Consider the following 18,066-nt stretch of genomic DNA (forward strand, 5'->3'; position numbering starts at 1 on the left):
ATAACCCCTAAAAATAACGTAAAAAATAAAATAACACCAACAATAATAATTTTCGTGTATTGCGTTCTCAACAGAGAAATAAAAGAAACAATAATAATTCGAGGCAGAAAAACAGCGACAATTTATTGAATATTAAGTTCATATTACTTTCCCATACACTCTTTTATATATATCACGAGCTATAGATATTTCATCAATAATAGTAGTATAATCTTCAACATTAGAATCTCTTTCAATTATAACACCACTGACATCCGTTTTTGAAAGTGCAAACTCATATAATTCCCACACTTCACTCCATATATCATTAGCATGAGTGTCTATAATCATATCAAATTTATATGCCCCACCAGCCAAATGAATTTCTACAACATGATCTAATGGTAGTTTTAGCAAAAATTCTTTCGGGTCATAATTATGATTTATTGAATTAATATATAAGTTATTAATATCCAACAACATGCCACAATCACTACCTTTAATTATTCTATTTATAAATTCAATTTCTGACAAATCAGACAAAGGCATTTCATAATAATAAGTAATATTTTCAATGATAAACCTATCACTAACTTGTGATTTTATTTTCTTTATTTTTTCTATTATTTTACATGCATTTTCAACTGAGAAGTGTATTGGCATTAAATGCCCAACCTCAATATCTCCATGCCGTGTTGCTGATAAATGATCACTATACCATTTAGGTTTTTTATCATTAACAACTTGCTTTAATTTATTTATATATTCACTATCCAAGCTCTCCTCACTTCCCAATGACATATCAAGACCATGAAATATAATTGGCACTTCGTTACAACATTTTTCTAAATAAGTATCTTCCTTATCCCAAAAAATTTTCTCAGAATGTACTTCAAGAACATCAATATGTTGAATATTTTTATAAATTTCTTTCGAAAAAGATGACTTATAGTTAACACCAATACCAAGCTTTTCATATTTACTCATTGAGAATATCCTTAGCACTAAGAAAGATTAAACCATTTGAATTTAGCATTTTAAGAGAGGATATGAAGGTATCTCTGTCGATATCATAACATTCATTTACCTCATTAAATATATCACTAGCTAATATTACATTCTTACACGATAAAATAATATGACAGATAACATCACCTATTATACATGAGATAATTTCTCTGGATTTGTTTTTCTTATAAAACATAATATTACTTTCTCTTTCCATTAAATTTTCTTTCAAAACACCAGGAAGCTCTCCCTTATGAAGAAGATCTAGTAATACACTAATATTTTTAGTAAATTTTTTCACTCTCACTGTTGGATGAGAAATAACAAATACTTTTTCCAGAGGAGCTATATCAATCTTTGGTGTATAATCTATCCAATTATCATTCGTATTTTGAAGATCAATTATAAGGCTGTTCTTTTCTTTCTCATATAATGCAATTAGTTTTAAATAAGGTTTCATAATTAATATTTATAATATAATATTAGATTGATATTATATTATGCCAAATTTTTATCTAAGAGTTATTATGATCAAATAATGACCATAACTATTTAAAAATAAACAGATTATAAGCCAAAGTGAGAATTTCAAAATTACAACATGAAAAAATTTCATGTTATCTTATCAGTATTGATAAGTGAAATCGCTTGCGGAACTAAATAGCCTCAGATCTTTTTAAAAACAGTCAATTCAAAGGTACGTAGGCTAGACTTGCTTTTTGATCGGAAGGTATAAGCGATCAATCCGGCTATCACCTCCAATAGAAAATTTATCAAATTACGATATCTTGAATGTTTCATTTAAGCAATGCGTTTTAACTAAACAAATACTGCCTCAACCAAATAGCGTTTTCTCTGCATTAACGATGAGATACAAGTGATTCGCTATTTAATCACCATCGACATATCAAATTAGCTAACCACTTGTTTTACCAATAGTTGGCCGATCATACCCACTATCTGATGCCTTAAATTCTATTAATACAATCTCAAAAATTACCAACGCGTTTGCATTTATAACATCTCAACAAATCGCTTTACCCGCCTGTTTAGTGATAAGGTCTTTTGGCTGTTGCCGTAACTTAAATTATTTTAAAGATTAACACCGTATAAGGAGTTCAAATATGAGCATTTATCATTCTGCAATTGACCAAAAAACACCATCGATCAGTGTATTAGATAATAGGAAGTTAAATGTACGTTCTTTAGAATATCTACGCACTCAAGCTGATGAAAACAATAATGAATTAATCACTCTCTATGAGTTCAATATGCAAGGATTTCAGGTAAAAAGTACCGATCCTCGTAAGAATAAAAACCAAAGCGGCCCGAATTTCATTCGCGTCTTTAATCTTGCGGGTCAGGCTCTACGTGAAGAAGGGGTTGATGGTGGCCGAACTATCACCCTCAATGATATTGAAGGTCGCCCGGTATTGACCATCAATGCAATCGGTGTCCGCCAAAACCATCGTTACGAAGATAACACCTTACCCGGTCGCTTGCTTGCTATCACCGAACAGACGCAGGAAGAAGAGAAAACCACCGAGCGTCTTATCTGGGCCGGCAATACGCAGCAAGAAAAAGATTACAACCTTGCCGGTCAGTGTGCCCGATATTACGATACCGCAGGACTCACTCAACTCAACAGCCTTTCTCTAACCGGCGTTGTGCTATCACAATCTCAACAACTGCTCGTCGATACCCAAAATGCCGACTGGATAGGTGAAGACCAAAGCCTCTGGCAGCAAAAACTGGGCAGTGATATCTATACCACTGAAAATAGTACTAATGCCACCGGAGCTTTACTTATCCAGACCGATGCCAAAGGCAACATCCAGCGATTGGCCTATGATGTAGCCGGGCAGTTAAAAGGCTGTTGGTTGACACTCAAAGGTCAAGCCGAACAAGTGATTATCAAATCTCTGACTTATTCTGCCGCCGGACAAAAATTACTCGAAGAGCACGGTAACGGGGTTATCACCGAATACAGCTATGAACCAGAAACCCAACGGCTTATTGGTATCACCACCCACCGTCCATCAGACACCAAGGTGTTGCAAGACTTACGTTATCAATATGATCCGGTAGGCAATGTGATCAATATACGCAATGATGCGGAAGCTACCCGCTTTTGGCGCAATCAGAAAGTGGTCCCGGAGAATAACTATACCTACGATTCCTTGTATCAGCTTATCAGTGCCACCGGGCGTGAAATGGCCAATATAGGTCAGCAAAATAACCAACTGCCCTCCCCTACACTACCTTCCGACAACAATACCTACACTAACTATACTCGCGGCTACAGCTATGATCACAGCGGTAATCTGACACAAATTCGGCACAGCTCACCGGCTACCCAAAATAACTACACCACCGCTATCACCATTTCGAATCGCAGCAACCGAGGCGTTCTCAGTACGCTGACAACAGATCCCAATCAAGTGGATACGTTATTTGATGCCGGTGGTCACCAAACCAGTTTATTACCCGGTCAGACGTTGGTCTGGACATCACGAGGAGAGCTAAAGCAGGTCAATAACGGTCCAGGAAATGAATGGTACCGCTACGGCAGCAACGGAATGAGGCAACTGAAAGTGAGTGAACAGCAAACCCAGAATACTACGCAACAACAACGGGTAATCTATTTGCCGGGGCTAGAATTACGCACAACTCAGAACAGCACCACAACAACAGAAGAGTTACACGTCATCACATTAGGTGAAGCAGGTCGCGCACAAGTACGGGTGTTGCACTGGGAGAACAGTAAACCAGAAGGTATCAACAACAATCAGCTACGTTACAGCTACGATAATCTGATCGGTTCCAGCCAGCTTGAACTAGACAATCAAGGGCAGATTATTAGTGAGGAAGAGTATTATCCATTCGGCGGAACAGCGCTGTGGGCAGCAAGCAGCCAAATAGAAGCTAACTATAAAACTATTCGCTATTCAGGCAAAGAGCGGGATGCTACCGGGTTATATTATTACGGTTACCGCTATTATCAACCGTGGTCAGGCAGGTGGTTAAGTGCAGATCCGGCAGGGACAATTGATGGTCTGAATCTATACCGAATGGTGAGAAATAATCCTGTGAGTTTTCAGGATGAAAATGGATTAGCGCCAGAAAGAGGAAAATATACTAAAGAGGTGAATTTCCTTGATGAATTAAAATTTAAATTGGCAGCCAAAAATTCACATGTTGTTAAATGGAATAAAAAAGAAAGCAATTATACAAAAAATAAATCATTGAAAGTGGTTCGGGTCGGTGATTCCGATCCGTCGGGTTATTTACTCGGTCACGAAGAATTGTTAAAGGGTATAGAACAAAGTCAAATAATATATAGTCGACTTGAAGAAAATCCATCCCTTTCAGAAAAATCAAAGACCAATCTTTCTTTGGGATCTGAAATATCCGGTTATATGGCAAGAACGATAAAAGATACGATATCAGAATATGCAGAAGGGCATAAGTATAGAAGTAATCATCCAGATTTTTATGCAGAAACAGATTTCTTTGCTTTAATGGATAAAAGCGAAAAAAATGATTATTCCGGTGAGAGAAAAATTTATGCCGCAATGGAGGTTAAGGTTTATCATGATTTAAAAAATAAACAATCAGAATTACATGTCAACTATGCATTGGCCCATCCCTATACGCAACTTAGTAATGAAGAAAGAGCACTGCTGCAAGAAGCAGAACCCGCTATTGCAACCAATAGAGAATATAATTTCAAAGGCGTTGGCAAATTCCTGACAATGAAAGCAATTAAAAAATCATTGAAAGGGCAGAAGATCAATAGGATATCAACAGATGCTATTAATGTTCGCTCTGCGGCTATCGCTGAGAATTTAGGAATGCGGAGAGCTTCATAAATTTGGTAATAGGATTTCAAATAGAAGATAATATTATTTACTGAGTATCGTTCCCCCTGAATGCAAATTCAGGGGGTAATCAATAAACATCTTTGAAAACAAGCCATAAATAAAAGTTTATTTTATGGCTTGTTCCCAGATGCAGATTTTTTTATCCTACCTTTATATTCCAATGTATCAGCTATTATTAAATTCATACAGCCGCCCCTAAAACCAAAATCTAAATAACGTCCTTATTTCGTTCAGAACAGTTAAAACTGCCCCTCCCAATCAACAACTGATGGCTCTATAAAAGGTTCGGTTCCACAACCACTTACACTTGGGGCTCCAGTATTGGTGATGGTCATGATTTTAAAAACGGTCGTCAACTTGCAGCTTAACTCAGGTTAACACCATCTCAATACAGTAGTGGAGGTAAATCGCGCCTAAGGAATATTATAAAATTAGGATGTTGTAACCCGATCACACAAGTGATTAATATTCAACACATACTTAATATATTATTATTTATACCCGTTATCTTTCAAGTTGCCTCTTTGTTGGCTGCACTCACTCACCCCGGTCACATAGTTATCTATGCTCCCGGGGATTCGCTCCCTTGCCGTCGCAATGCATCTTGAAATCCATAGGGTATATAATAAATGAAATTATAAAACAAAAATCTCTTATATATTGTTTTGTTTTTTACATCATATTTCATGTATAAATAAATCCAAACATTTTAAAATTTAAATTTTAAAGAATAAAAACCCATATTTAACTTACAATACAAAATTTAACACAAAAATGATTTCATTAAATCAATACTTGGGTTTTTAGTTATTGCCTCAAATTAATAAATTTATTATTTCTCTTATGTATTCTCACATATGTGGAATACATTAACATTAATCTTTTAACATAATGGAGCAAATCATGGACAAGAAAACAAATAGTACTCCTAGCCCCGCTGCCAAGCAGAAAGCCAAGGTCGTTATCAAACCGAAAAGTGATCGTCCTATTCTGATGGCAGCTCACCTGTAATCCCTCCTAAACAGTCAGCCAGCAAGCTGACTGTTTTTATTTTTGGTAGAGAATACTATGGAAAAAAATAACTACGCTATATTCGGCCATTTGGAAAAAAATGACAGTGGTTTCGTATTCAGCGATAAATATATAACCTTCGACGTTGAAAATCTTTCCGGAAATATCAATGACTGAATGCGGTACTCAACGCCTGCGACGGGAATACTCCGCTGAAAAACATCCTGGAGAAGCACCCAAAAATTCACGGTGAAGAAGCCACTGAGTTTCTGAATGCTCTGGTGAACAATAAGATTGGTTATATCAATAACTCTGGTGAAGAATTTGTATCCGGTGATGAAGCAATACTGATTCTCGAAGATCTCCAGGCGAACCTGCTTTATTCTATGCTCTATAAGAATAAATTCTGGCAAACGATGCAATCCCCACAGGATGTGCCAGAAAAAGTCTATTACGGTATGGCAATTGAAAACTATCACTTCCTATTCCGTGAAAGCTGGTTTGACTCTCCGGTTCTGAGTTACCTGCCTTCAACGAAGGCTAGGCTCATTATGAATGAGTTTTACGGCGAGGAGTACGGACATGATGAACTTATTCTGAGTGCACTAAATCCATTTAGGTATTGCAAGGGAAGACATGGCAGAAACCCTGCCGCTTCCTGAAACTCTGGCTCTCTGTAATGCCCTAGCCTACTGGTCAGCAAACGATCCGCTGTTCTTCTTCAGCACTATGGGTATCCTCGAAGGAAAAGATATTAAAGTAAACAGCTATATTTTGGCGATGGAAAGCAGCGGAAAAATTCCGCCTGACTTTATTAAGCCAATTAAGGCACACGCAAATATTAATATTGAAGCCGAACATGGAATTCTTACCCGTGAATTCTTTCATGAAATCCCTGTTGTCCGTTACGACCAGATGAAGAGTATGATTGCGAATACCCAACTCTTCGTTGAGCTTTACGATGATTTTCACAGTGCTGTCTGGAATTATTACTCAGACGATAGCAAACCTCTACTTCGTCGCCTGTCAGATATTTAATTTAACGGAGCCCGTCATGCAGACTTCACCCCAACGTTTCATTACTCCACGTTTTCGAGATGGCGTGCAATACGCCCGCCACGGAGAAGAACATTATATTGACTACCGTCAGCAGGGAATGGTGCTTTCTCTCGATAAGAAAGATAATTCACTCGGCAATTTTCTCTCTGATTTGAAGGCTGGAGGGAAAACTCAGGCCGAACTAAAAGCGGCTCATCCAGTATTATCTGACGAAATAGAAGATATTATTGAACAGCTCGACAGCCATTATCTTCTGACAGAAAGTCATTATCCAAACATCAGCGGTACCCTGTCAGACAAACAATTTGCCAATCAGCTTAAACGATATTCACGTGTATGGCATGCGCAACTGGGTAATTCGGCACTCTATACTGCTATGAGTGAAGGACGAGCTACCCGTTCCCAGCTCATTAGTTTTGCTATCGAATATTATCATATCGTCAAAGCCGCGCCGTTTATCATTGCCTCAGCGATGTCTCATAAATGCCCAGATCCCGTTTTTCAGGGAATAAAACAGCTTTTTCTCGAAGAACACGATCATGAAACTCTGCTGCTGAAAGCACTCTCAGCAGCTGGGATCCCGGAGGAACAGGTTAAGGAAACAACTCCCCTTTCCAGCACGTTTTCCGTTTTCTGTACCCTCGGCACATTCGCGCGTCAGCACCTTCTGAGCTTCATCTCCGCACTATTCTTGTTCGAAGAACCTTATCCAGAATTTAACGATGTCTTCGTAACCACTTGCCAGTCACTCGATCTTCCTGAAAAATTCTGGAAACCAATCATCGACCATTCAGCTATCAATGAGGAAGGTGGTCATCATCTCATCACCGATGAGCTGCTGGAGCATATTTCAGCCATCTCCGCGGAAGAAACTCGCGTCACATTGGTTCACATCATGACGTTGCTGGAAACCATGAAGATATGGGATGCACAGATATGCAGTAGCTATGAATCCGCCCTGAATCTACGCATTTTCGTGTAAGAACCGGCCATAGAACAATAGAGTTTAAATCATTATGTCAAATCGGCGCTCCATGCCCCAATTCTTGAAAAAAGGTCAACATGTTCAGGCATCCATTTGATTCCCCGCCTGAATGGGTTCGCTGGCATGAATGGAGACTACATGAAGGAATGTCTATCTCACCATTGACTGATTCTTTTCACCGGCATACTCGATCAGCGCATATCACACGTGCTGTCTCTCACAGGAGTGTCATGTCGTTCTGTTCCCTCTGAATGAAAATTCAGAGGGAACTCTTTCGTTAATTACAACACATCAACCGCATTCAATTCTTTGAAGGCCTGTTCCAGACGGGCAGTCATAGAAACCTGACCGGCACGCAACCATACCCGTGGATCGTAGAATTTCTTATTAGGTTTATCTGCGCCTTCTGGATTGCCTAACTGGCCTTGCAGATAGCCTTCGTTCTTTTTGTAGTAGTTGAGAATACCTTCCCAAGTCGCCCATTGGGTGTCAGTATCGATATTCATTTTAACAACGCCATAACTGACCGCTTCTTTAATCTCTTCCCCGGTAGAACCAGAACCGCCGTGGAAAACAAAATCCAGGCTGTTATGTGGCAGATTGAATTTCTCAGAAACATAGTCTTGAGAGTTACGCAAAATTTTTGGCGTCAGTTTAACGTTACCCGGCTTATAAACACCATGAACGTTACCGAAAGAAGCCGCAATAGTGAAACGTGGGCTGATAGCATTCAGTTTCTCATAAGCATAAGCAACATCTTCCGGTTGAGTGTACAGCGCAGAGCTATCCATATGGCTGTTATCAACGCCATCTTCTTCCCCGCCAGTACAACCCAGCTCGATTTCCAGCGTCATATCGATTTTTGCCATACGAGCCAGATAATGGCCGCAAATCTCAATATTCTCTTCCAGAGATTCTTCTGACAGATCGATCATGTGAGAAGAGAATAAGGGTTTACCCGTCGCTGCGTAATGCTTTTCACCTGCATCTAACAGGCCATCAATCCACGGCAGCAATTTACGCGCGCAGTGGTCAGTATGCAGGATCACAGGAACACCATAATATTCAGCCATCTGATGAACATGGTGAGCACCAGAAATTGAACCCAGAATAGCCGCTTGTTGACCTTCAACTTTCAAACCTTTACCGGCAATAAAAGCTGCGCCGCCGTTGGAGAACTGAATGATCACAGGAGAACGAACTTTGGCAGCGGTTTCCAATACGGCATTGATTGAATCAGTACCTACACAGTTGACCGCAGGCAAAGCAAAGTTGTTTTCTTTAGCTATAGCGAACACTTTTTGAACATCATCACCAGTGATGACACCCGGTTTTACGAAATCAAAAATTTTAGACATGTTACGTGGGTCCTGTTTAGAGCGGGTAGCCAACCAACCGGCCGCTACCCGTCATGACTTAATTACTGTTTTGCACGTTCTTCCAACATCACAACCGCAGGCAGTTTTTTCCCTTCCACGAACTCAAGGAAAGCTCCACCACCCGTAGAAATATAAGAGATTTTGTCAGCAATACCGAACAGGTCGATCGCTGCCAGCGTATCGCCGCCGCCAGCGATAGAGAAAGCATCACTATCAGCAATGGCGCGCGCGACAATTTCCGTTCCTTGACGGAAATTAGGGAATTCAAATACACCAACCGGGCCATTCCATAGAATCGTTTTGGCGTTTTTCAGAATATCCGCCAGCCGTTGAGCAGATTCATCCCCCAGATCGAGGATCTGCTCATCATCTTTAATATCGCGGGTAGATTTCAAGGTTGCTTCGGCTGTTTCAGAGAATTCTGTCGCCACACGAACATCGGTTGGCACCGGAATATCACAGCTTATCAGCAATTTCTTCGCTTCCGGGAGCAAGTCGTCTTCATAGAGAGAACGACCGACATTGTGGCCTTCCGCGGCAACAAAGGTATTGGCGATACCACCACCAACAATCAGTTGGTCAGCAATTTTAGACAGCGTATCCAAAACGGTCAGCTTGGTTGAAACTTTAGAACCACCGACGATAGCCACCATTGGACGAGCTGGATTATCTAACGCTTTACCTAATGCCTCTAACTCTGCGGACAACAAAGGACCGGCACAGGCCACAGGAGCAAACTTAGCCACTCCGTGGGTAGAAGCCTGTGCACGATGAGCAGTACCAAATGCATCCATGACATAAATATCACACAGGGAAGCATATTTTTTAGCCAGAGTTTCGTCGTCTTTCTTCTCACCTTTATTAAAGCGAACGTTCTCCAGCACAACCAGTTCACCTTCCGCGACATCCACGCCTTCCAGATACTCTTTTTCCAGTCGAACGGGGGAAGATAATTTCTCTTCTAGATAGTCTACTACTGGTTTCAGCGAGAATTCTTCATTGTATTCGCCTTCAGTAGGGCGGCCAAGGTGAGAAGTGATCATGACTTTGGCACCCTGTTTTAATGCTGTCTCAATGGTCGGTAAGGAAGCACGGATACGCGCATCAGAGGTGACTTTGCCATCTTTTACCGGAACGTTCAGGTCAGCGCGGATCAAAACACGCTTACCCGCCAGATCTAAATCGGTCATCTTAATTACAGACATGGTGAATCCTCTCATTGATTCTCTAAATTATTTAATCTTGAGCCGTGTGCGGATCTATTATGGACCGTCGATCAACAACAGATCATTTGAAACCCATAGCAGCCATTGCTAACGTTGTATCCAACATTCGGTTAGCAAATCCCCACTCATTATCACACCAGACTAATGTCTTAATCAGATGTTGCCCACTGACTCGCGTTTGTGTGCCATCAACAATCGCGCTGTGGGGATCGTGGTTAAAATCCGTTGAGACTAACGGCAATTCGGTATAGTCAACTATACCACGAAATGAAGTAGCTGCTGATTTTTGCATTAATTCGTTGATTTTCTTAACAGTTACTGAAGATTTTACCGTAACACTCAAATCGATAGCTGTAACGTTAATCGTTGGTACACGCACGGAGATAGCTTCAAAACGGTCACAGAACTTTGGAAAAATCCGGGTTATCCCTGCGGCCAGCTTAGTATCCACCGGAATGATAGACTGACTAGCAGCCCGAGTACGCCGTAAATCTTTGTGATAAGCATCAATCACCGGTTGGTCATTCATTGAGGCATGAATGGTTGTCACTGTACCCGATTCAATCTCAAATTCATCATCCAATAATTTAATGATGGGAATAATGCAATTAGTGGTACAGGAAGCATTGGACACAATGCAATCCTCTGCTGTCAGTAAGTGCTGATTCACACCATAAACCACAGTCGCATCTAAATCATTACCCCCCGGATGAGCAAACAGCACTTTTTTGGCGCCACTGGCAAGATGTGCCTCGCCATCAGCTCTGCTGCCATAAATCCCACTGCAATCAAGAACAATATCAATCCCCAGTTCTTGCCAAGGCAACATCGATATATCAGGTTGATGAAACAAGCGAATATTATCATCACCAACCTGCAACACATCATTATTCAGACGCACATCCCAAGCAAAACGGCCGTGACTAGAGTCATATTTCAGCAAGTGAGCAATTCCTTCGGCATCTGCCAGCTCATTAACAGCAATAACCGCAATTTCAGCTCGACGTCCAGACTCATAAAGAGCACGTAAAATACTACGCCCTATTCTGCCGAAACCGTTTATTGCTACCTTAATTGTCATGTTACTCCCTGAATATAGTTATTACTACGCAACCGCTTAGAATAACCGACTCAATCACTCATGTACTGATTGTTTATCACAAAATTATTAAAACCAAGCACAAAAAACCGCTTCAGATAACAAAATGAAACGATTCAGCTATAAATAATGAGGTTACGGGAAAAGGAAATTGATAGCAATAATAATCGAATAGTAATAGTAAAAAGTGATCAACCTACGAAGTGAAAATATCGAACTTTAAGCAGAAAGAAACAATCCCACAGTTATTTACTCACAACTGCGACATTGATCATCAATATCACTTGTTGAAATATTGACATCTAATCTCAATAAGTGGAAACTGGTTGTCGTTTTTTGATGTATTTAAGGAAAAGGAAGTAAATCGTGTCAACCGAGAAAACTTCAGCGTTTGAGGTATTCACTGAGATCACATTGGCGGTATTTCGGCTCAACGCCTTACTGCTCTCTAAAGGGGATCAGCTCGTTGCCCCGTTAGGAATCACGAGTGCAAGATGGCAAGTACTTGGCGCGATTGCGCACGCACCACATCCACTTACCGCGCCTCAGATTGCCGCCGCAATGGGTATCACACGCCAAGGAGTGCAAAAGCAATTGAATCTCGGGCTGAGTTCAGGAATGGTGAAAACCATCACTAACCCTCGGCATGAACGCTCACCACTCTATCAACTGACCGAGCTTGGTTGGCGTACTTTTGATGCGGCGATATCGCTGGAAGCTGAATGGGTCGGATCACTGGTGCAATCCTCTAATCCTAACGAGCTAAAAGTGACATTAAACACATTGATTAGCTTGGAGACGAAGCTGGAAGAGTCACCGGTGCCAAATAGCACTATAGATAGCACTACAGATAGCAATACAAACATAAATATAAACACATAATTTTCAGGAGATAGAAATGGTCAAGCTAGAAGAAATGGACACCCACGTAACCCTGCGGGAACAGTTATTTTCGAACACCGATGGCTCCATCGTGCTGGTGAACATATTTCATGTCGATCCCTCAATGGCTGACACCCTAATAGAAACCTGGAAGGAAGATGCAGAATATTTCCGGTCTAAGGTAGGACTGATTTCCGCACAATTACATCGCGGAATCGCTGGCAGTGGCACATTCATGAACTACGCCATTTGGGAGAGTCTGGAGCGTTTCCGCGCCGCGTTCACGGACCCTGAATTCAAGGAGAAACTCGCCAAGTATCCTGATGGGATTGTCGGTTCGCCTCACGTATTCCAAAAAGTAGCCGTCCCTGGAATTTGCGTGGCATAAGCCGAGGAAAACCGTCACAAATCCATCTTCAATAACGGCATCGTACAGAAAAAGAGCGCACCCGCTCAACATTTACCTCAGGTGCGCTCATTCATGAATTTACTCATTATTTCAGCAGAGCTTTAGCCTTAGCGACTACATTCTCTACAGTGAAACCAAACGTTTTAAACAGTTGATCAGCAGGTGCTGATTCACCAAATGTATTCATACCAACGATAGCGCCATTCATACCGACATATTTAAACCAGTAATCGGCGATACCCGCTTCGATTGCAACACGTGCAGAAACCGCAGCAGGCAGAACCGCTTCTCGGTATGCAGCATCTTGCTTATCAAAAGCGTCGGTAGACGGCATAGAGACTACGCGCACCTGACGACCTTCCTCAGTCAATTGGTTATAAGCATCCACCGCCAATTCAATTTCCGAACCCGTTGCGATCAAAATCAGTTCTGGCTGCCCCTGACAATCTTTCAGGATGTAAGCCCCTTTCTCAATATTAGCCAACTGCTCAGCAGTACGTTCTTGCTGTGCCAGATTCTGACGAGAGAAAATAAGCGCTGATGGGCCTGCTTTACGATCGATAGCATATTTCCACGCCACCGCAGATTCAACCTGGTCACATGGGCGCCATGTGCTCAAATTTGGCGTCACACGCAAACTGGCAAGCTGTTCTACTGGCTGGTGAGTCGGACCATCTTCACCCAAACCAATTGAATCATGGGTATAAACAAAGATGCTGCGAATTTTCATCAATGCCGCCATACGCACTGCGTTACGGGCATATTCAACGAACATCAAGAAGGTTGCACCATAAGGCACAAAACCACCATGCAGAGCGATACCGTTCATAATGGCTGACATGCCAAATTCACGAACGCCATAATGGATGTAGTTACCTGCCTGATCTTCGTTCAACGGCTTAGAACCTGACCACATCGTGAGGTTACTTGGCGCCAAATCAGCAGATCCCCCCATAAATTCAGGCAACACCTTACCAAAAGCTTCCAAGGCATTCTGAGAGGCTTTACGGCTGGCAATATTGGCCGGATTTTCTTGCAACTGTTCGATAAATGCTTTTGATTCAGCTTCCCAGTTTGCCGGTAATTCGCCACCGGTACGACGTTTGAATTCAGCGGCTAATTCAGGATACGCTTTTTCATAGGCAGAGAATTTTTCATTCCAAGCGGCTTGTTTCGCATTGCCAGCTTCTTTTGCATCCCACTCAGAATAGATTTCCGCTGGAACTTCAAATGCCGGATAATTCCAACCTAGTGCTTCACGAGTCGCAGCAATTTCCGCATCACCCAATGGCGCGCCATGAGAATCATGGGTCCCCGCTTTGGTTGGCGCACCAAAACCGATAATCGTTTTGCACATTAGCAGAGAAGGTTTATCAGCAACTTTACGTGCTTCTTCGATAGCAGCGTTAACTGAATCTGCATTATGACCATCAACACCGCGAATCACATGCCAACCATAAGCCTCAAAACGGCTTGCCGTATCATCCGTAAACCAGCCTTCAACATGACCATCAATGGAAATGCCATTGTCATCATAGAAAGCAACCAACTTGCCTAGCTTTAATGTTCCTGCCAGAGAACAAACTTCATGAGAAATGCCCTCCATCATGCAGCCATCACCCATAAAGACATAAGTATTATGGTCAACGATCTCATGACCAGGACGGTTAAATTGCGCGGCCAGAGTGCGTTCAGCAATCGCAAAACCTACTGCGTTGGCAATCCCCTGCCCTAAAGGACCTGTCGTAGTTTCTACGCCTGGAGTATAGCCATACTCAGGATGGCCTGGGGTTTTAGAGTGTAACTGACGGAAATTTTTCAGATCATCAACTGAAACACCATAACCGGTGAGATGCAACAGGCTATAAATCAGCATAGAACCATGACCGTTAGACAATACAAAACGATCACGATCGACCCAATGTGGATTAGTTGGGTTATGATTCAAATAATCACGCCATAAAACTTCAGCGATATCAGCCATTCCCATAGGCGCACCAGGGTGCCCTGATTTTGCTTTCTGCACAGCATCCATGCTCAGGAAGCGAATAGCATTAGCAAGGGTTTTACGAGTGGTCATTTTCTACTCCAAGTGGGATAAAAACGTTTAGGGGAATAATTTTCTCAGCACAGTGCGCAAACCGCAATCTTTAAAGCCAAATATCAGGAAACTATCTTAATTTCATCTGAACGACAATTCTTTGATTTGCCTTACTGTTCTACAATGAATTTCAGCATCATCAGAGTAATATACCCTATGGATTTCAAGATGCATCGCGACGGCAAGGGAGTGAATCCCCGGGAGCATAGAGAACTATGTGACCGGGGTGAGCGAGCGCAGCCAACAAAGAGGCAACTTGAAAGATAACGGGTATAAACAAACTCATTGTGCATATAAAGGAGTAAATTAATTAAACACAGCTATTAGTTGCAAATCAAGAGATAAAATAACCAATTAAGAGGCGACACATTCTTGATTTATGGCAATTTTCAGCAACTAAATTGATTTTTTATATTGTTCCGAATTATAGGGCAATGTTCTCTTAATAATTTAATTTATCAATAGTGAATACGTAAAAAAAAACACCAATCAAAAATCAATATTATTATAATATCAATAAACAAATAAACAAATAAACAAATAAACAAATAAACAAATAAACAATTTAAAATAAAATAATACTTATAGTTATATTTTTTTATATGATAACATTTTTACCTAAAATAATAAGTAATTTAATTAACAGATATAGATAAAATAAAAAAATATTATTTTTTTGCGAATTAATTATTGCAATCCATTATACAATCAGGTTATTTTAAATAGAACACATAAAATAGACATACAGATGATTACTTAATTAACAGCTAGGGCACTTCCATGTCAAATATCAAAAACAGACCAAATAATATCACTCCGCAATTAATTTACATGTGGGAAAAAAGTAATGAGCCGTGGGGCGCTAAAGATCGCCAATCAAAATTTATATACGCAAATCCTGCTTTTTACCAACTGCTCAATTTGCCTGAAGATTTCGATATTGCAGGGCTTGTAACGGACGAATTACCTTCACCTATTGCAGAATATACAGAAGAATATTGTCGTCAGGATCAAAAAGTGATGCAAACCATGAAAACAGTCACTTCACTTGAGACTCACCTTTTTGGAGGAAATAAAGTCAAACAAACCTATCTCTGTAATAAATACCCACTTTGTGATGAAAATGGGAACTGCATCGGCATCACGTTTCACATGTCCAAAGCCCAAAACTTTTCTACTGCTTACTATCATGAAAAATCATCTCCAGCGGCTTTAGAATTTACACCGCCTAACGACATACTAACCCAAACTGAATGGGAAGTTCTTTTTCTGGCCTTTCGCACACCGGACGAAGAGAGTATCAGCGAAGAATTAATGATAAGCACAGAAGATACCATTCATCATATTCAGTCAATTTATCAAAAATTTAATCTACCGCTGCATATAAAATTAGAAGATTTCTGCAAAGCAAATAAGTTTGACCTATATATTCCAGAAAGATTCGTTACTATTGGCAGCCAAGAGTTGTAAGTTTCTATTAATTCAAATCTAAAACCCAGATATTTTTCTAATAATGATAGGAATTATGTTGTGAGCTATAAAAAATTAACCGTATCGCCTCAAATTATTAATCTAATGGAAACCAGTCATGAACCCTGGGGCATAAAAGATCAAAACTCCCGTTTTGTTTATGAAAACAAGGCAATGGCTATGTTGCGCGATCTTCCCCGTGGTTTTAATGTAGAAGGACGTCTAGACAATGATCTACCTTGGGAAGGAGCCGCTTTTGCAGAACAATTTCAGATCCATGACAGAGCAGTAATGCAAGCAGAACAAAGAATCTGTTCATTAGAAACCCATTTATATGGTAAAGAAAAACTACTTTCCTCCTATTTCTTTGAAAAATTTCCCTTTTATAATGGGGATAATCAATGTGTCGGCGTTATTTTTCATGCCTGGAAAGCCGAAGCCTTTTCTCTGACACGCTTTTTTCATGGTAAACTTCCCGCTTCTATCATGTTCCAGCCACCTTCTGAGCTATTTACTCAACGGGAATGGGATGTCATTTTTCTATTTCTACAGAGATATACCAGTAAACAAATCGGGCGAATACTGAATATCTCTTATCGCACGGTAGAAACGCATATGTTACGGATATACAAGAAAATTGGTATTAACTCTGGTCAACAGTTGGATGAATACTGCCGCCTTAATGATTTTGATCTCTATGTTCCTGAGAGATTTTTAAAACCGGGAAGTAAAATGTTTATATAATGTGGTAAATAAAACAGATGAAAACAGCAAATAACATATCAGCACAAATAATAAACACCATAAAAAATAGCCATGACCCTTGGGGAATTAAAGATAAAAGCACTTGCTTTATTTATGAAAATAAAGCAATGGCTATGCTACAAGATATCCCACTTAATTTAAACGTCGAAGGGCGTTTTGATTGTGAATTACCTTGGGCAGGAGCAATCTTTGAAGAGCAATTTCAACGACATGACAGAACTGTCATGCGTTTGGAAAAAAGTATATCCTCATTAGAGACTCATAGGTTTGGCAAAGAAAAACATCTTTCTTCCTATTTTTTCGAGAAATTCCCATTTTATAATGAAGATAATGAATGTATTGGCATTATTTTTCATGGACGGAAAGCGGAAGCGCTTGCTTTAAAAGAATTTTTCAATGGGAAACTACCGCCTTCCATTATGTTTTGTTCTCCCTCAGAACAATTTTCTCAACAAGAATGGGAAATTATTTTTCTATTTCTGGCAAAACACAGCAAAAGGGAAATCAGTGAGAGACTCAATATTCCTTATCAATCAGTAAAAGACCAGATAGAAAAAACATATCAAAAACTAAAAATTAACTCTGATTCTCAATTTGAGGAGTACTGCCGTATGAATAATTTTAACCTTTATATACCAGAGAGATTTTTATTCCCTTACTCATAAACATCATCTTTATATTCAAGTTATTATAAGGCAAGGTAGATTCACATAATAAGTGCAACATCGTTAATCTGGAAGTAAACATGTTCGTATTCCCTTAAATAATTCATTCGGTGTTTTCCCACCCCGTGTTTTTCGGGGGCGATT

General features: G+C 40.3%; 15 protein-coding genes and 1 pseudogene. 10 read left to right on the forward strand and 6 right to left on the reverse strand.

Annotated features, from left to right (window positions below; translation table 11 throughout):
• Positions 1-138: 138 nt before the first annotated feature.
• Positions 139-966, reverse strand: coding sequence for a DUF692 domain-containing protein (locus ACGF5R_RS19490; protein WP_112876814.1), 828 nt, complete (start codon positions 964-966; stop codon positions 139-141).
• Complete coding sequence (locus ACGF5R_RS19495) at positions 959-1,447, reverse strand: hypothetical protein (RefSeq protein ID WP_262980233.1); 489 nt, start codon at positions 1,445-1,447, stop codon at positions 959-961. Before ACGF5R_RS19495 ends, ACGF5R_RS19490 begins: the two co-directional genes overlap by 8 nt.
• A gap of 664 nt (positions 1,448-2,111) precedes the next feature.
• Here ACGF5R_RS19495 and ACGF5R_RS19500 point away from each other — a divergent pair.
• The 5 genes and pseudogenes from ACGF5R_RS19500 to ACGF5R_RS19520 all read left to right on the forward strand — a co-directional run bounded on the left by ACGF5R_RS19500 (position 2,112) and on the right by ACGF5R_RS19520 (position 7,923).
• Positions 2,112-4,859: an RHS repeat protein gene (locus tag ACGF5R_RS19500; RefSeq protein WP_387692296.1), complete on the forward strand. Its 2,748-nt coding sequence runs from the start codon at positions 2,112-2,114 to the stop codon at positions 4,857-4,859.
• A 299-nt stretch (positions 4,860-5,158) separates the two neighbouring features.
• Positions 5,159-5,308, forward strand: a pseudogene (locus ACGF5R_RS19505) (transposase); the annotation flags it as partial.
• Positions 5,309-6,163: 855 nt separating this feature from the next.
• Positions 6,164-6,544: a hypothetical protein gene (locus ACGF5R_RS19510; RefSeq protein WP_387692298.1), complete on the forward strand. Its 381-nt coding sequence runs from the start codon at positions 6,164-6,166 to the stop codon at positions 6,542-6,544.
• Positions 6,519-6,920, forward strand: a complete 402-nt coding sequence (locus ACGF5R_RS19515; protein ID WP_387692300.1) for a hypothetical protein — start codon at positions 6,519-6,521, stop codon at positions 6,918-6,920. Before ACGF5R_RS19510 ends, ACGF5R_RS19515 begins: the two co-directional genes overlap by 26 nt.
• 16 nt (positions 6,921-6,936) lie before the next feature.
• Positions 6,937-7,923: a hypothetical protein gene (locus ACGF5R_RS19520; RefSeq protein WP_387692302.1), complete on the forward strand. Its 987-nt coding sequence runs from the start codon at positions 6,937-6,939 to the stop codon at positions 7,921-7,923.
• Between the two features lie 284 nt (positions 7,924-8,207).
• Here the strand turns inward: ACGF5R_RS19520 and fbaA are convergent, their stop codons facing one another.
• From fbaA to epd, 3 genes are all read right to left on the reverse strand, one after another.
• Positions 8,208-9,284: a class II fructose-bisphosphate aldolase gene (fbaA, locus tag ACGF5R_RS19525; protein WP_387692304.1), complete on the reverse strand. Its 1,077-nt coding sequence runs from the start codon at positions 9,282-9,284 to the stop codon at positions 8,208-8,210.
• A gap of 62 nt (positions 9,285-9,346) precedes the next feature.
• Entirely contained in the window at positions 9,347-10,510 is a 1,164-nt protein-coding gene (pgk, locus tag ACGF5R_RS19530) for a phosphoglycerate kinase (RefSeq protein WP_387692306.1), read from the reverse strand.
• Positions 10,511-10,592: 82 nt separating this feature from the next.
• Entirely contained in the window at positions 10,593-11,612 is a 1,020-nt protein-coding gene (gene epd / locus ACGF5R_RS19535; protein ID WP_112876822.1) for an erythrose-4-phosphate dehydrogenase, read from the reverse strand.
• Between the two features lie 384 nt (positions 11,613-11,996).
• Here epd and ACGF5R_RS19540 point away from each other — a divergent pair, with 384 nt between their 5' ends.
• Entirely contained in the window at positions 11,997-12,512 is a 516-nt protein-coding gene (locus ACGF5R_RS19540; RefSeq protein WP_387692308.1) for a MarR family winged helix-turn-helix transcriptional regulator, read from the forward strand.
• A gap of 16 nt (positions 12,513-12,528) precedes the next feature.
• Complete coding sequence (locus ACGF5R_RS19545; RefSeq protein WP_011145312.1) at positions 12,529-12,900, forward strand: antibiotic biosynthesis monooxygenase; 372 nt, start codon at positions 12,529-12,531, stop codon at positions 12,898-12,900.
• A 106-nt stretch (positions 12,901-13,006) separates the two neighbouring features.
• On the opposite strand, the gene tkt is transcribed toward ACGF5R_RS19545, so the two are convergent.
• Positions 13,007-15,001 (reverse strand): transketolase, encoded by a 1,995-nt coding sequence (gene tkt, locus ACGF5R_RS19550; RefSeq protein ID WP_387692310.1) that lies wholly within the window; start codon positions 14,999-15,001, stop codon positions 13,007-13,009.
• Positions 15,002-15,802: 801 nt separating this feature from the next.
• Between tkt and ACGF5R_RS19555 the strand changes: the two genes are divergently transcribed.
• The 3 genes from ACGF5R_RS19555 to ACGF5R_RS19565 are packed head-to-tail and all read left to right on the forward strand — an operon-like array spanning position 15,803 to position 17,922.
• Positions 15,803-16,492 (forward strand): PAS domain-containing protein, encoded by a 690-nt coding sequence (locus ACGF5R_RS19555; RefSeq protein ID WP_387692312.1) that lies wholly within the window; start codon positions 15,803-15,805, stop codon positions 16,490-16,492.
• 60 nt (positions 16,493-16,552) lie between these two features.
• A complete protein-coding gene (locus tag ACGF5R_RS19560; RefSeq protein WP_112876827.1) occupies positions 16,553-17,236 on the forward strand; it encodes a PAS and helix-turn-helix domain-containing protein in 684 nt (227 codons plus the stop codon).
• Between the two features lie 17 nt (positions 17,237-17,253).
• On the forward strand, positions 17,254-17,922 hold the full coding sequence (locus tag ACGF5R_RS19565) for a PAS domain-containing protein (protein ID WP_112876828.1): 669 nt from the start codon (positions 17,254-17,256) through the stop codon (positions 17,920-17,922).
• The last annotated feature ends 144 nt before the right edge of the window (positions 17,923-18,066 follow it).

This window comes from Photorhabdus sp. RM71S (assembly GCF_042879355.1).
Taxonomy (GTDB): domain Bacteria; phylum Pseudomonadota; class Gammaproteobacteria; order Enterobacterales; family Enterobacteriaceae; genus Photorhabdus; species Photorhabdus kayaii.

Bases quoted from the DNA above. Each gene is read 5' to 3' on its own strand.
- ACGF5R_RS19495 (WP_262980233.1), bottom strand. From the start codon at position 1,447: ATGAAACCTTATTTAAAACTAATTGCATTATATGAGAAAGAAAAGAAC.
- ACGF5R_RS19520 (WP_387692302.1), top strand. From the start codon at position 6,937: ATGCAGACTTCACCCCAACGTTTCATTACTCCACGTTTTCGAGATGGC.
- fbaA (WP_387692304.1), bottom strand. From the start codon at position 9,284: ATGTCTAAAATTTTTGATTTCGTAAAACCGGGTGTCATCACTGGTGAT.
- ACGF5R_RS19490 (WP_112876814.1), bottom strand. From the start codon at position 966: ATGAGTAAATATGAAAAGCTTGGTATTGGTGTTAACTATAAGTCATCT.
- ACGF5R_RS19555 (WP_387692312.1), top strand. From the start codon at position 15,803: ATGTCAAATATCAAAAACAGACCAAATAATATCACTCCGCAATTAATT.
- ACGF5R_RS19500 (WP_387692296.1), top strand. From the start codon at position 2,112: ATGAGCATTTATCATTCTGCAATTGACCAAAAAACACCATCGATCAGT.
- ACGF5R_RS19515 (WP_387692300.1), top strand. From the start codon at position 6,519: ATGGCAGAAACCCTGCCGCTTCCTGAAACTCTGGCTCTCTGTAATGCC.
- tkt (WP_387692310.1), bottom strand. From the start codon at position 15,001: ATGACCACTCGTAAAACCCTTGCTAATGCTATTCGCTTCCTGAGCATG.
- ACGF5R_RS19545 (WP_011145312.1), top strand. From the start codon at position 12,529: ATGGTCAAGCTAGAAGAAATGGACACCCACGTAACCCTGCGGGAACAG.
- ACGF5R_RS19565 (WP_112876828.1), top strand. From the start codon at position 17,254: ATGAAAACAGCAAATAACATATCAGCACAAATAATAAACACCATAAAA.
- epd (WP_112876822.1), bottom strand. From the start codon at position 11,612: ATGACAATTAAGGTAGCAATAAACGGTTTCGGCAGAATAGGGCGTAGT.
- pgk (WP_387692306.1), bottom strand. From the start codon at position 10,510: ATGTCTGTAATTAAGATGACCGATTTAGATCTGGCGGGTAAGCGTGTT.